General features: G+C 46.1%; 15 protein-coding genes. 9 read left to right on the top strand and 6 right to left on the bottom strand.

Annotated features, from left to right (window positions below):
* Positions 1–39 precede the first annotated feature (39 nt).
* Genes D1Z90_RS14605 through pspF form a run of 6 tightly spaced genes read right to left on the bottom strand, consistent with a single transcriptional unit; the run spans position 40 to position 6,301 of the window.
* Entirely contained in the window at positions 40–822 is a 783-nt protein-coding gene (locus D1Z90_RS14605) for an ATP-binding cassette domain-containing protein (protein WP_119911522.1), read from the bottom strand.
* Positions 819–1,817, bottom strand: coding sequence for a peptide ABC transporter ATP-binding protein (locus tag D1Z90_RS14600; protein ID WP_119911521.1), 999 nt, complete (start codon positions 1,815–1,817; stop codon positions 819–821). Before D1Z90_RS14600 ends, D1Z90_RS14605 begins: the two co-directional genes overlap by 4 nt.
* Positions 1,817–2,707, bottom strand: coding sequence for an ABC transporter permease subunit (locus tag D1Z90_RS14595; RefSeq protein ID WP_119911520.1), 891 nt, complete (start codon positions 2,705–2,707; stop codon positions 1,817–1,819). Before D1Z90_RS14595 ends, D1Z90_RS14600 begins: the two co-directional genes overlap by 1 nt.
* The gene (locus D1Z90_RS14590; RefSeq protein ID WP_119911519.1) at positions 2,685–3,659 is read right to left on the bottom strand and encodes an ABC transporter permease; all 975 of its coding nucleotides are present in this window, start codon (positions 3,657–3,659) and stop codon (positions 2,685–2,687) included. Before D1Z90_RS14590 ends, D1Z90_RS14595 begins: the two co-directional genes overlap by 23 nt.
* 3 nt (positions 3,660–3,662) lie before the next feature.
* Positions 3,663–5,267, bottom strand: a complete 1,605-nt coding sequence (locus D1Z90_RS14585; RefSeq protein ID WP_119911518.1) for an ABC transporter substrate-binding protein — start codon at positions 5,265–5,267, stop codon at positions 3,663–3,665.
* A gap of 59 nt (positions 5,268–5,326) precedes the next feature.
* Entirely contained in the window at positions 5,327–6,301 is a 975-nt protein-coding gene (pspF, locus tag D1Z90_RS14580; protein WP_119911517.1) for a phage shock protein operon transcriptional activator, read from the bottom strand.
* Between the two features lie 178 nt (positions 6,302–6,479).
* On the opposite strand from pspF, the gene pspA reads away from it, so the two are divergent.
* The 9 genes from pspA to yghU all read left to right on the top strand — a co-directional run bounded on the left by pspA (position 6,480) and on the right by yghU (position 14,235).
* Positions 6,480–7,139, top strand: a complete 660-nt coding sequence (gene pspA, locus D1Z90_RS14575; RefSeq protein WP_119911516.1) for a phage shock protein PspA — start codon at positions 6,480–6,482, stop codon at positions 7,137–7,139.
* A gap of 14 nt (positions 7,140–7,153) precedes the next feature.
* Positions 7,154–7,390 (top strand): envelope stress response membrane protein PspB, encoded by a 237-nt coding sequence (gene pspB, locus D1Z90_RS14570; RefSeq protein WP_119911515.1) that lies wholly within the window; start codon positions 7,154–7,156, stop codon positions 7,388–7,390.
* Positions 7,377–7,769 carry an envelope stress response membrane protein PspC gene (gene pspC / locus D1Z90_RS14565; protein ID WP_119911514.1) on the top strand — a complete coding sequence of 131 codons (393 nt, stop codon included), beginning with the start codon at positions 7,377–7,379 and terminating at the stop codon, positions 7,767–7,769. Before pspB ends, pspC begins: the two co-directional genes overlap by 14 nt.
* Before the next feature lie 56 nt (positions 7,770–7,825).
* Positions 7,826–9,253: a YcjX family GTP-binding protein gene (locus D1Z90_RS14560; RefSeq protein WP_119911513.1), complete on the top strand. Its 1,428-nt coding sequence runs from the start codon at positions 7,826–7,828 to the stop codon at positions 9,251–9,253.
* The gene (locus D1Z90_RS14555) at positions 9,250–10,248 is read left to right on the top strand and encodes a YcjF family protein (RefSeq protein WP_119911512.1); all 999 of its coding nucleotides are present in this window, start codon (positions 9,250–9,252) and stop codon (positions 10,246–10,248) included. Before D1Z90_RS14560 ends, D1Z90_RS14555 begins: the two co-directional genes overlap by 4 nt.
* 194 nt (positions 10,249–10,442) lie before the next feature.
* Entirely contained in the window at positions 10,443–11,135 is a 693-nt protein-coding gene (locus D1Z90_RS14550; RefSeq protein WP_119911511.1) for a SanA/YdcF family protein, read from the top strand.
* A 728-nt stretch (positions 11,136–11,863) separates the two neighbouring features.
* The gene (locus D1Z90_RS14540) at positions 11,864–12,460 is read left to right on the top strand and encodes a TetR/AcrR family transcriptional regulator (protein ID WP_119911509.1); all 597 of its coding nucleotides are present in this window, start codon (positions 11,864–11,866) and stop codon (positions 12,458–12,460) included.
* 222 nt (positions 12,461–12,682) lie between these two features.
* Complete coding sequence (locus tag D1Z90_RS14535) at positions 12,683–13,369, top strand: glutathione S-transferase family protein (RefSeq protein ID WP_119911508.1); 687 nt, start codon at positions 12,683–12,685, stop codon at positions 13,367–13,369.
* Positions 13,370–13,380: 11 nt separating this feature from the next.
* Positions 13,381–14,235 carry a glutathione-dependent disulfide-bond oxidoreductase gene (yghU, locus tag D1Z90_RS14530; protein WP_119911549.1) on the top strand — a complete coding sequence of 285 codons (855 nt, stop codon included), beginning with the start codon at positions 13,381–13,383 and terminating at the stop codon, positions 14,233–14,235.
* Positions 14,236–14,238: the final 3 nt, after the last annotated feature.

Genomic DNA, 14,238 nt, shown 5'->3' with positions numbered 1-14,238 from the left:
TGTGAATTAAGTAAGCCAAGCTCAGCCAGCGGTTTGGGCTTACTTGCGGATCTGTATTTTTTGGTTTAATAAAATCCGCTTGGTCACTATGTGCTGAGGATCATTCAATACCTGTAATGTATCACCATATTCCACCATTTGCCCTTCGTGCATCACCAGAATTTTATCGCTGATGTGACGCACTATGCCGATATTATGGGCCACCATGATAAAGCTAATGCCTCGCTCTTTTTGTACCTGTAAAACCAAGTTAATGATTTGCGAGCGCACCGAAACGTCTAAAGTGGCTAATACTTCATCGGCCACGATGATTTTGGGATCCAGTATTAATGCCCTGGCCAAGGCAACCCTTTGCTTTTGACTACTGGACAACATAATGGGGTAAAACGCTTCGTGTTCTGGCAACAATCCCACTTTTTTAAGGGTGTCTTCAATTCGCTGCTGCGTTTGCTCTGGGGTTAACTCTGAGTTGTTTAACGACAGTGGCGCTTCCAAAATACGGCCAATACGCGCTCTCGGGTTTAATGATGTATTCGGATCTTGAAAAATCATTCGAATTTGCTTACAGCGCTTTTCGTGTTGCTGCACTGAATGATTGATACCATCGATGCGTATGTGCCCGGTGGTGGGTTTCATCACCCCCGTTAATACCTTGGCTAAGGTACTTTTGCCCGAGCCACTTTCACCGACGATGGCAAGCGTTTCACCGCGCTCTAAATCAAAACTCAATGGCGCAAATGCCATGACTTCCTTTTTACGAAAAAAACCTTGGTGTTGAATAAAGCTCTTGCTTAAGTTTGAAACATTAAGTAATGAGGTCATTTTTTCACCATGGTCACATTCAGTGGGAAATGGCAGTTAAACTGGTGGCCTTTAATGCGTTTTGAACGCGGCTTTTCGACGCATTTTTTTTGCGCATTGGGGCAGCGAGGGCCGAGTCGACAGCCTATCGGCAGATGTTGCAGCGGCGGTATGCTACCGGGCAGGGCGTATAATTGGCTTTTACGCTCTACCTGAAAGCTAAAATCTGGCACTGCGAGCAATATGGCCTCGGTGTAAGGGTGGCGAGGCGTGCGCAGCACTTGGTCTTTTTTACCTGATTCTACTGTTTGACCACAATACATCACGGTCAGGCTGTCAGCTAAATCTGCAACGGTTTCAATATCATGACTGATCAGCAAAATACTGGTGTTATTGACCTTATTGATTTTGTTCAGCAGCTTCATGATTTGCATTTGCGTCGTTGCTTCCATCGCCGCGGTGGGTTCGTCAGCAATCAATAGTTTAGGGTTTTTAGCTAACGCCATGGCAATCATGATTTTTTGGCAAATGCCTTCGGACAACTCATGGGGGTAACTTTTAAGCACGGATTGATGATCTTTGATGCCAATCCTGTGCAACAAGGCAATGGCGCGCTTTTGACGCCACTTATACATTTTCCACCATTTTCCCTCGTAGGTTTTGAAAGGGATAGCTTCAACAATTTGCTCGCCAATTTCTTGAGTGGGGTCGAGGTGACTGCTTGGCTCTTGGAAAATCATCGCGATGTCACGAGCCATCAGTTTACGCCTTTGCCGTGGGCTCAAGGCGAGCAGGTCGATGTCACCTAGTCGCATCCGGTCTGCTTGCACTTCCCAGTTGTCTTTTTGCAAACCTAAAATGGCTTTGGCCACCAAGCTCTTGCCTGAGCCTGATTCACCCACCAAACCTCGAATTTCGCCTTCTGTCATGGTCAGGTTTACACGCTCTACGGCTTTAAAGCGCCCTTGACTGGTATGAATGTGAATGGTGAGGTTGCGAATATCAATCAGTGCCATCAGTCCATTCCTCTTAACACAGCTTGGCGCATGCCTTCACCGACCACATTGATGGTTAAAATGGTGAATAGAATTGCCAAGCCTGGCAAAGTCACGGTCCACGGTGCGAGAAAGACAAGCTCCATGGTATCGGAGAGCATAGTGCCCCATTCGGAATAAGGTCTTTGTGCGCCCAGCCCCAAAAAGCCCAACGCAGAGATGTCCAAAATGGCCGCTGTCACGGCCCGTGTGGTTTGGCTGATTAAGGTCTCAGGTATATTGGGCAAAATACCGTAGCGAAAAATACGATAATGGGTCGCGCCATCCAGTTTCAGGGCGACGATATGCTCTTTTTGCAACTCGTCATTAACGGCGCGGTACACGGCGCGGATAAATTGCGGCAACAGCGCCAAAAATATTGCCAGCAAGCAATGGATATAACCCGGCCCCATCACAGACACAATAATAATGGCGATGAGCAACGAGGGAATGGATAAAAAGGTATCGAGAATATGATGTAAAACGCTGGCTTTAATGCCATGGCTCATGCCGCCGATGACGCCAATCAATGCGCCAAACAGCAGTGCCAAGAGCGCGGTAAGCACGCCTCCACCGAAAGTTAATTGGGCCCCTAAAATCATTTGCGACAAAATATCACGACCTAAATCATCGGTGCCAAAAAAGAAGTCGATTTGGCCTGCTTCATACCAAGATGGCGGTTGTAACAGATTGGTAACGTCTTGATAGCCTAAATTATAGGGCGCAATCCAGGGAGCAAATAACGCCAACAGCGTCATCAAGCCAAGCACCCATAAGGCCACCATTGCCAGCGCATTTTGTTGGTAAATGTACCAACTGTGGGCGAGCGGCGAGCGTATTTTTTCCTCACTAAAGATGTTCGTGCTTGCCATATAACTCTTTTCTCTTTAATGGGTCTAAGATGAGGTGCAATAAGTCGGTCATGACGCTGACCAGCAATACGAAAGTGGCGATGAAGAGTAAGCCCCCTTGAATAGAGCTGTGATCGCCGGCAGCGATACTGCTTATCATCCAAGGGCCGATACCGGGCCATGAAAATACCGTTTCAGTGATCATGGCGGTGGTTAAAATACTGCCAAATTGCAAGCCAAGATTCGGGATGACCGGAGGCAATGCATTGCGCAGGCCGTGGCGACGAATGATTTGAAACGTTGACAGCCCTTTGGCTTGTGCCGCCTTAATATAATTTTTGTTCATTTCTTCGCCAATCGAATACCGCACCTGGCGGATGACTTCGGTGGCCGGCACTGTGGCAAGCACCAAGGCTGGTAAAGTGAGATGGCGAATAGCATCGAATAAAGCTTCTGATTTATATGGCTGGGTTGAAATGAGAATATCGACCAGTTGAAAGCCAGTGACGTGGGGGATTTGATACAACAAACTTAAGCGACCAGAAACGGGAAACCACTCTAAGTGCAATGAAAAAAACATAATCAGTAGCATCGCCAGCCAAAAAGTCGGGACGGATATACCGAGCAAGGTAACGGTCATTATGCCGTAGTCTGAGCGACCGCCGTGGCTTAAACCGGCAAAAATCCCTAAGGGAATACCTACCAGCAAGGCAATAAACACTGAAATTAAACACAGCTCTAAAGTGGCAGGGAAAATGCGTAAAATCTCATCCAATACGGGCTCGCCGGAAATGGTTGATATGCCCAAATCTCCCGACAGAATAGCAATCAAATAGCGTTGATAATCAGCAAATACATGGCTTGAGTTGATAAAGCTAGTATCGACTTGGCGCTGCAAAAAGAAGGCCACGATGGACAATAAAAATAAGGTGATGACCAGTAAGTTTAAACGACGGATTAAATAAACCAGCATGGTCTAATTCCTGTACACGCCGGAGAAATTGATCCCCCCGGTGTCCGTGGTGGTTAGGCCTTGAATATCTTTGCGGTAACTTTGAAACTTCAAAGAGTGAGCGATTGGCAGGAGCGGCATCTCTTGTTGCACGTGTTTTTGTAACTCTCGGTAAATACGGATCCGCGGCACCATTCGACTTTGCTTGATACCCCGCTGAATTAAGCCATCCGTTGTGGGGTCACACCACTGGCTGGCGTTGGTGGCATTTTTAATCGCTTGGCAACTGAGCTGAGCCCGAAAAAAGTTATCTGGGTCGCTGGTTACCGCATTCCAACCTGTTATCACCGTTTGGTAGTTGCCTTGGGCTAAAATGCTGGCAAGCTGGTGACGCTCTACCACAATGATTTCTGCTTCGACGCCTATTTTACGCAGGTCTGCTTGGATAAACTCGGCGGTTTTAAAGCCGTTAGGGTTAAATGCTGTGCCAGTAGAAGTCACATGAATAGTAAGCCGCAGTGGTAAATTAATATCGGCTTGTTGAAGCAGTTTTTTGGCCTTGATAGGCGCGTATTGATAGTCGTCTACGTTGGGGTTATAAGCCCAAGAAGTCGGCGGTAAAATGCTGTTTGCTAATACCCCTGTATTGTAATACACCGCCCTCAAAATGGTGCTGCGATCCACAGCAGCAGCCAGTGCGCGTCGAACTTCAGGCCTATTGAACGGCGCCTTTTGAGTATTAAAGGCCCACACTGCGACGTTAGATCCGGTTTGAGCGTTGAGTAACAAGTCTTCATGATTGGCTATCATGTTGACTTGGCTCGCAGCCGGGAAAGCCATCGCGTCACATTCCCCAGTAATCAATTTCGCTAAGCGCTGTGTCGGTCCTGCGGTAATATCAAAGACTAATTGTTGCATTGGCGCGCCGCCTTCCCAATAGCCCCAATGGCGCTCAAAGCGGATCATGTGGTCAGGTTTAAAGTCGTTTAATTTAAACGGTCCGGTGCCGATGGGCAGCTGATCAATTTGCTCTGGTGAAGCAGTGCGTATTAATTGTTTGCCATATTGAGCCGACAACACTACTGCAAATTCGGTCGCCAGATTGGCCAGCAATGAGGTATCTGGGTGATTAAGCTCAAATTCAACTTCGTACGGGCCGAGTTTGCGAATAGCTTTGATTAAGCTCGGGAACTGGGTGTTATTGAAAAACGGATAATCACCCCCTGAGACCAGAAAGTAAGGGTGCAGTGGATCTAAAATACGATTGAAACTAAACAGCACATCGTCCGCGTTTAGGGAGCGGCTAGGAGTGAAGTACTGGGTGGCGTGAAATTGTATGCCTTGTCTTAGTTTGAAACGATAACGCAGGCCATCACGGCTGACTCGCCAGCTTTTGGCTAACCCCGGGATAACCATCTGTGTATTGGGGTCAATGCGCACTAAGGTACTGTAGAGTTGCGCAGAAATATCCAGATTAGACTCGGTTTGCGCCAACTGCGGATTAAAGCTGCTCGGGTTGCCTCGAGAACAATAAACCACACCGGTGTCTTTCACCGCGTTAGTTTGCTTGCAGCTCATTAAAAAAGGCAAGGTTAACAAAACGCTAAACAATCGAGTTATAGACTTCATGCCAAAGACTGGTTCTACCTACATTGAGTGACGAGCAAGGCGCACATACTAATATAAAGTTAGCTCAACAACTTATATTTTTTTAATAATCCACGTAATTGGTGGTAACTCAAGCCCAGAGCGTCTGCAGCTTGCTTTTGATTATATTGTGCGTGTTTCAACGCTTGGGAAATTAGATCTACCTCATGTTTTTCACTCAATTCTTTAAAATCAATAGGAAAGTCATAGGTTTTCTGAGGCTTATCGACACTTTGCTGGGGTCGCCAAGGTGACGCAAAAGGGTCAAAGATTAATTCGGGTAAAGGTTTACCGGCTTGATATAGGCGATAAATACTGCGTTCAATAACATTTTTTAATTCGCGCACGTTACCTGGCCACTGATATTGCAACAGGCTTTTTTGAGCCGCGCTGGTAAAGCCACTGAAATAATCAAATTTCAGTTCTTGGCATATTTTTACTGCGAAGTGGTCGGCGAGTAACAAGATGTCTTGTTGCCTTGCTCTGAGAGGCGGCAAGGTGATCACGTCAAAGGCTAGCCGGTCCAGCAAGTCTAAGCGAAACTTACCTTGCTCTGCTAACGTTGGCAGATCTTCATTAGTAGCACAAATCAAACGTACATCAGCTTGTAAGGTTTGACTGCCACCCACGCGTTCGTATTCGCCATATTCAATCACTTTTAGGAGTTTTTCTTGTACCGACAATGGTGCGGTGGCGAGCTCGTCTAAAAACAAGCTACCACCGTCAGCCCGTTCAAATCGGCCTTGGTGCTTTTTGGCTGCACCGGTAAATGCGCCGGTCTCATGACCAAATAACTCAGAATCGAGCAAGTTTTCATTTAATGTGGCGCAATTAAGGGCGAGGTAGGTTTGATCCCAGCGGCGGGATAAATAGTGCAACCGCGCGGCAATGAGCTCTTTACCTGTGCCTCGCTCACCAATGACAAGCACAGGTTTGTTCAAAGGTGCAACACGTGATACTTGTGCTAAAACCGCTCCGAAAGCTTCTGATTCGCCTATCAGGTTATCTTGTTTCATACTTGGTCTTTTTAACTATATTTTGGTCAAATATATCACTGTGATTGCTATCTTGCATGCCTGTTTTTCTAACTATCTGTATTTAAAGGTATTAATTTTGTTTTTTTATTGGCACGCAGATTGCTAACTTATGAGTAAGGGTAAAACCTGTTAACTAATATTATCAACCGGAGGCGTTATGGGCGTTTTTTCAAGACTAGCAGACATTATCAATGCAAACATCACAAGTTTACTGGATAAAGCAGAAGATCCAGAAAAGATGATTCGTTTAATCATTCAAGAAATGGAAGATACCTTGGTTGAAGTGCGCTCTACTTCAGCAAGAGTATTGGCAGAGAAAAAAGATTTGGCTCGTAAAATTGAGCGTATCGTTGGCGTGCAACAAGAATGGCAAAGCAAAGCTGAGCTTGCGATCCGCAAAGACAGAGAAGATCTTGCTAAAGCGGCATTGCTTGAAAAGCAAAAGTTGGCGGATTTGATTGGTTCGTTAAACGAAGAATTAACGGCTACCGAAGCGAGCTTGGCGCAGCTGGCCGGAGAAATTGATCAGTTAGAGAAGAAGCTGATTGAAACCCGTGCCAAGCAAAAAAGCATTGAAATGCGTCATAAAGCAGCTTCTGGTCGTTTAGATGTTAAAAAACAGCTAGATAGCCAAAAAGTTGCGAAAACCATGGAACGCTTCGATCAATTTGAGCGTAGAATTGACGACTTGAACAGCAAGGCTGACTCATACGATTTGGGCAAACCGGACCTGTCTGATGAATTTGCAGAGCTACAAGCGGATGATGAAATCAGCCAGCAGTTAGCTGAACTTAAAAAGAAAATGAATAAAGAATAATAAAAGGAGCAAACATGACTGGATATATGGTAGCACCACTGATTGTATTTTTGGTCATCGTTGCCCCCCTTTGGCTAATATTGCATTACCGCAGTAAAAAGCAAATTAGCCAAGGTTTGTCTGCAGAAGAAAAAACTCAGCTTGGTCAGTTGCTTGACCGTGCTGAGCAACTGCAACAACGGGTGCATACGTTGGAATCCATCTTGGATGTTGAATCCCCTAATTGGCGTAATCATCATGAAACAAGATAAAACTTTATACCGAAACCCTGTTAGAGGAAAAGTGGCAGGTGTGTGCGCTGGTTTAGCTGAGTTTTTTAACATGGAAACTTGGCTAGTACGGATTATTGTCATCAGTGTGTTTTTGTTCAATTTCCCTTTAGCCGCGCTTGCTTATGGCGCAGCCTGTTTATTACTGGACAAAAAACCGCCATCGCAAGCTTCAGAGTATGCCCAAGCAAAAGGGGATATTCATTTGAAATCTAAGGTATGGCAAAGTGGTGAAACGCCCAAACAAGCTTTGACTGATTTAGACCGTCAATTTTCTCGCCTTGAAGACAGTGTTAAACAAATGGAGAAAACGGTCACTTCTGAGGCGTTTCAAGTTAACCGAGAAATTAACCGATTGTAGCCGCTAACTCGGCGTAATAAGCGCTCAGTGCCCGGTTGATGTATGCTGGAGTCTACATGGCGAAACACGTTTTAAAACAAGTGAAAAGTGGTGCGAAAGATATTCTTAACCGCAGTCTTGATCGCCATGTGCGGTTAGCGGTGACGGGGTTAAGTCGCGCCGGAAAAACCGCTTTTATCACCTCTTTGGTGGATCATTTATTACAAGGACCGGTGCAGCATCAGTTGCCACTTTGGCAAGTTGCAAGAGAAGGGCGTTTTTTGGGCGCGCAGCGCATGCCGCAAGTTAACTTTCATGTGCCAAGCTTTGACTATGACAACGCTAAGAAAGCCCTTAAGGCGCCGCAACCATTTTGGCCTGAATCAACGCAAGGGGTCAGCGAAATCCGCCTCAAGCTCAAGTATCAACCCAAATCCGTGTTATGGCGCAATATCAATCACAGCGCTGAGATGACGTTAGACATCGTGGATTATCCAGGTGAATGGTTGTTAGACCTGCCTTTGCTGTCTCTTGACTATTTATCATGGAGTGAGCAAATTGTCGCGAGTTTAGAGCAAAATGGCCGTGCCCAATTAGCCCAAAGCTGGCTAAATAGTGGGGCTCAGTTAGACCCGTTCGCGCCGGCAGACGAAGCCTTACTAAATGACATTGTCCTGCAGTACACGGATTACCTACATGCCAGCAAAGACACCCTAGGACTTCATCATATTCAACCCGGGCGTTTTGTGCTGCCAGGTGAACTAAAAGGCGCGCCGGTACTGGCGTTTTTCCCGTTTGTTTGGTTGCAAAATACGCCGCAAGAAGAGCTGAAGAAAGCCGGCAAAGACAGCAACTTTGCGTTATTGAATGCGCGATTTGAGTATTATAAAAAACACGTTGTGAAACAGTTTTATCAGCAACACTTTGTTAAATTTGATCGTCAAATTGTATTGCTTGATTGTTTAACGCCCTTGAACGAAGGCAAGCAAAGTTTTGTTGATATGCAAACGGCCATTAATCAGATTTTGCAGAGTTTCCACTACGGCCGCTCCAGTTTGATGAAGCGATTATTTTCCCCGGCGATTGATAAACTGGTATTCGCAGCCACCAAAGCCGACCATGTGACGCCAGACCAGCACGAAAACTTATTAACCTTGATGTCGAACTTGGTATGTGAGGGGCAAAAGCAAGTGGCTTTTTCGGGCATCGAAACCCACAGCTTGGCTTTGGCTGCAGTCAAAACGAGCCAAGCAGGGCACGTTGATTTTCAAGGGCAGGCACACCCAGCGCTAACGGCCAGGCAGAGCAGCGATGGAGAGTCGGTCAGTTTATTTCCAGGCGAAGTGCCTGCGCACCTTCCAAATGACGACTTCTGGCAAGGACAAGGGTTTGAGTTTGTCGATTTCTTACCGCCTATTCAAACCAGTGCTGACAGCTTAACGCCGTTACCGCATATTCGGCTAGATTTAGCCCTTGAGCACCTATTGGGGGATAAATTGTTATGACAGAAACACCTAAAGGTAAAATTGTCTTTTCGCAGCCCGCTGCTGCAGAACAGCCACCGGAAGTTGAGCTCAAAGCGCAGCAAGTATTTACCGAGCAAGATTTTGTGGCTGAGCCCGAAGCGGATACGCAGCTGCCGATAGAAGCTGTATTGCACCCTAAAAAAGTTAATTGGTGGTGGCGAATTGGCAGTGTAGGCGTGTTACTTGCAGTGGTATTTGAAACGGTTAATTGGCTGCAACAGGTGATGTTCTTGTCACCGTTAACGGGCGTTTTTTATAGCGTGATTTTAAGCTGTTTAGTCATCGCTATGGGGCAACTGTTGTGGCAAGAAGTGCGCAAGCTGAGTCGCTTGAAACGCAGTCGTGAGTTACAACGTTTAGGCGAGTCATTGCAACAAGAGTCTGGCAGTGACGCAATGGCGTATTGCGATAAATTAGCGAGTCTCACAGGGGTAAAAGATACGGCGGCTTACACGCAATTTAACCAAGGCCTATCGGATAGTCACAGTAACCGAGAAATCTTGGACTTATACCGCCATCATATTTTGTCTGAGCAAGATAAAAAAGCTAAGCAAGTGGTGGCGAAGTGGTCAAGTGAAGCTGCGTTAATGGTGGCTATCAGTCCGTTAGCGTTTGTCGATATGCTCATTATTCTTTGGCGAAATACCAAAATGGTTGAGCAGGTTGCCACCGTGTACGGCATAGAGCTGGGGTACTACAGTCGGTTGCACTTATTTCAAATGGTATTAAAAAACATGGTGTTTGCAGCTGGCGTTGAAGTGGCCACAGATCTTGGTACAGATATGTTAGGCACAGAGTTGGCTGGCGTCATGTCTGCTCGGGTTGCACAAGGCGTGGGCGCGGGCCTGATCAGCGCTCGACTAGGCTTTAAGGCGATGGAGCTTTGCCGCCCTATGTGCTGGCAACAAGGGGAGCGGCCTAAAGCAAAAGAGCTCAGACAAAGTTTACTGAGCAAGTTGAGCCAAGCCATTTAACAGGCCTTGACTGAACCGGCACAAACAATGCTGGTGACACGGCGCGCTACCATTTTGGCAAACAAAAGCTTTATAACCAGTCTGTTTGCCGATTTATCTCTTAATAAAGGCGTGTTAATCTGGTTAATTGTTTCAACTTTAGGCATTATTGGTCAGTGATTTACTGAATTGTAGTGATATAAACCCACGTAATTATGCAGCTTCGCACCTTATTCCGCCGTATAGGCTTGAGCGTTTTAGCCTTGATCATTTGCCTGGTTTCCGCCTTGGCAATGGTGGATGTGTACGTCACTTGGCAAGCTCGCGACAAGGTTTATACCCAAGTGGAAGAGGTGCCAGAACAAGACGTGGCCTTATTACTGGGCACCAGCAAGTACATAGGGAAAAAAATAAACCTGTTTTACCCGCCAAGATTACAATCCGCGTTAGACCTGTTTACCTTAGATAAAGTCAAAGCCATTATTGTCAGCGGCGACAATGCCACACGTTATTATAACGAACCGCAAACCATGGAAAACGATTTGATAAGGGCAGGGGTTCCGGTGAAATACATCGTCAAAGATTATGCCGGTTTTCGTACCCTTGATTCAGTGGTGCGCGCCAAAGAAGTATTTGGCCAAACAAGCATTACCATAGTGACGCAACGCTTTCATTGTGAGCGCGCTTTGTACTTGGCCCGTGCCATTGATATCAATGCCGTATGTTACGCAGCTCAGGATGCCACAGGTTTAGGTGCATTGAAAATTCGTCTGCGAGAAGTATTAGCAAGGGCGAAAGCCGTAGTAGATATCAATATTTTAAATAAGCAACCTAAGTTCTTAGGTCAAAAAGAGTCGGTGACATTAAAATTACCTCACTCCCTCGAAACCAGTGCAGATAATCCGTAACGTGATTGCACCTGCGATACCTCTGCGTGAGCGATTACCTTCATAGAATAAGTGCTCCTTATCACCGCAAACCGTGAACGGCTTATTTCTCGAGTTAGTCATTAAATTAATGGTAATAAATAGTATCGATAGGGCCTGGCAAGCTTTGTAACGCGTCAAAACGTATAGCTTGGTTAGTTTTTAACTGTCCTTCATATGTCTGAGCATTGCGTAACACAAGTTCAAATACGCTTCTGACCTTGCAATCGCCAACCAAGCTGTCAGAAGAGAATCTAACGAGACCATTCGCGACTTCGCTCAATAGACGTGCTGTCTGATGACAATAGGCTTCCACTTAATCGCTTTATAAAGTCAATATTAACGCTTAAGCCAACCTCAATATGAACTCGGACTGTGTGAGTATAGGGGGTATCTCGTTTGATGGCAGTTCTCAGCCGTTGGCAACTCGCGTAAACGGCGAAGCGGTTGGCTCGCGTAAAAGGCCATTTGCCAAAAGTAATCTTGTATAGCGTTAAAGGTTGAGCCAAAACAGTGAGTAACCGTTAGCTAACCTGTTACGCCTTTATAGGGTTACATCAAAGCATACAGGCCAGGCAACCCGCTGAAAAATTGTTTTTGAACATAAGTTCAATTAAAATTAAGTCATGCTCTATCTGAGTAAGCCTCAAGTTCTGGCGCTTTAACATTATTGATGCGTGATACCTCGTTTTCTAGCAGTTGAGTAGTATATGGCTAATAAAGCAAAGTTTAATCGGTCCGATGTGGTTGAAAAAGCCACCAATTTATATTGGGAGAAAGGCTTTAACGGCACTTCGATGCGCAATTTACAAGACGCGATCGATTTGCGGCCAGGCAGTATCTACGCCACATTTGGCAGCAAAGAGGGTTTGTTCAAAGAGTCCTTGTCCCATTATGCCGCGGCAGGAGAACAGCAGTTGCAGCAATGTCTGCAACAAACAGACTCCGTGCTAGAAGCCTTAATGCTATTTACTCGTCGAATCGTGGTGGACTCACAGCAAAGCAGTCCCAGTGGCATGTGTATGTTGCAAAAAACCGTGGCTGAGCTTACTGATGAACAATCAGAGTTACTGGCATTTGCGCAACAACTCATGCACAAGATGGAACAAAAATTCGCAGAATTGTTGCAACAAGCGATAGTACAAGGCGAGTTAGCACCAGATAAAAACCCGGCTTATCTTGCGCGGCATTTACAAATACAGATCTTAGGGCTGCGCAATTATGCCAGAGTACAGCACGATCACCTTGAGCAGGCTGAGTTACTTGGCTTGGTGGATGCGACATTTAAGCAAGCGCCGTTCAAATAGCAGGTTATCTCCTCAAACGCATTCATTAAACCGCCTCACTGGGCGGTTTTTTTATGCGCGATAGCTATCAAAATCAATTTTGAACGACCGATCAAAATATTATTGATTGATCGTTCAAGTTGTTCTATAGTTTTTCCATGCCGCGAGTATTAATCAGGTGCGATTTATTGACTGTTTGATGCTTGCAGAAGACTGACACGGATATCAACCAGAGAGACAATCATGCTTAAGTTTTTTTTCCATCAAACTCCAAACCCGATGAAAGTGGCGTTATTTATGGCAGAAACGGGTCTGCCATATGAGCTTGTTGCAATCGATACGCTTAAAGGTGAGCAACACAGCCCTGAGTATCGTGCGGTGAACCCTAATGGGAAATTGCCCGCCATCCTTGATGATGGCGTGCGAGTATTTGATTCTAATGCCATTTTGCTCTACCTGTCGGAGAAGACAGGTCAGCTAGGCGGCAAGGCAGAAGATCGCGCTGAGCTGCTGTCGTGGATGATGTTTATTGCTTCTGGGCTAGGACCATTTTCTGGCCAAGCCGTGCACTTTCGGCATGTTGCACCTGAACACCAATATGCTCAAAACCGCTATGCACGAGAGATTGAGCGTCACTATGAAGTACTTGATGAGCACCTTGAGAATCGCCAATTTATCGTTAGCGAACAACTCACTATTGTGGATTTGGCTGCATGGGGCTGGCTTGATAAAGCTCAAGTTGTGATTGGGGACGCAGGCTTAAGCGCGTATCCGCATTTGCAGTCTTGGTTTGAACGAATTAATAGCCGCCCTTCCGTGGCAGTAGCACGAGATATTGCCAAAGATATCGATTTTAAATCTGCAATGGACGAAGAAGCGCGCCAAGCGTTGTTTACGTCGAACTACCCTAAACAACGTCGTGGTCAGTGATCAAGGTGCACATTATGACTCAATATATTCCCCCTGAAGTATGGGTTCATGACGCAGCCAGCGGCGGCGAATGGGCTAAAATTAATCGTCCGGTTTCGGGCGCTACTCACGATAAGGTGCTACCCGTTGGTAACCACCCACTGCAGTTGTATTCACTGGCAACGCCTAATGGTCAAAAAGTCACCATAATGCTAGAGGAACTATTGGCAGCGGGTCATGTTGACGCCGAATATGATGCGCACATTATTAACATTGCTGAAGGAGATCAGTTCTCATCGGGTTTTGTGCAGCGGAACCCTAACTCCAAGATTCCCGCTTTATTAGACTCCAGTGTAGAACCGGGTATTGAAGTATTTGAGTCGGCTTCTATTTTATTGTACCTGGCCGATAAATTTTCAGCTTTTTTGCCTGCACAGCCGCACGAGAGGGTAAAAGTGATGAACTGGCTGTTCTGGTTACATGGCTCAGCGCCATACCTTGGTGGGGGCTTTGGTCACTTTTATCATTATGCTCCCGAAAAGTTTGAATACCCGATCAATCGCTTTACCATGGAAACAAAGCGCCAGCTAGACGTACTGGATAAGCACCTTGCCCAACATCAATATTTGGGGGGAGCAGCATATAGCATTGCCGATATTGCTACTTGGCCTTGGTATGGCAATTTGATGCTAGGAAACCTATACCAAGCGAGTACTTTTCTTGACGTTGGGAGTTACCCAAACCTGATGCGATGGAGCCAGCAAATTGCGGCGAGGCAAGCTGTTAAGCGAGGCGTGATTGTTAACCGTACGTGGGGCGAAGATAGCGCACCGCAACTGGCCGAGCGACACAGTCACTCGGATATTGATAACGCGCTGAATGCTTAGCCG

This window comes from Motilimonas pumila (assembly GCF_003596335.1).
GTDB lineage: Bacteria > Pseudomonadota > Gammaproteobacteria > Enterobacterales > CBDFNC01 > Motilimonas > Motilimonas pumila.
The sequence above is the reverse complement of the archived record's forward strand: the minus strand, read 5'-3'. Positions and strand labels throughout refer to the sequence as shown.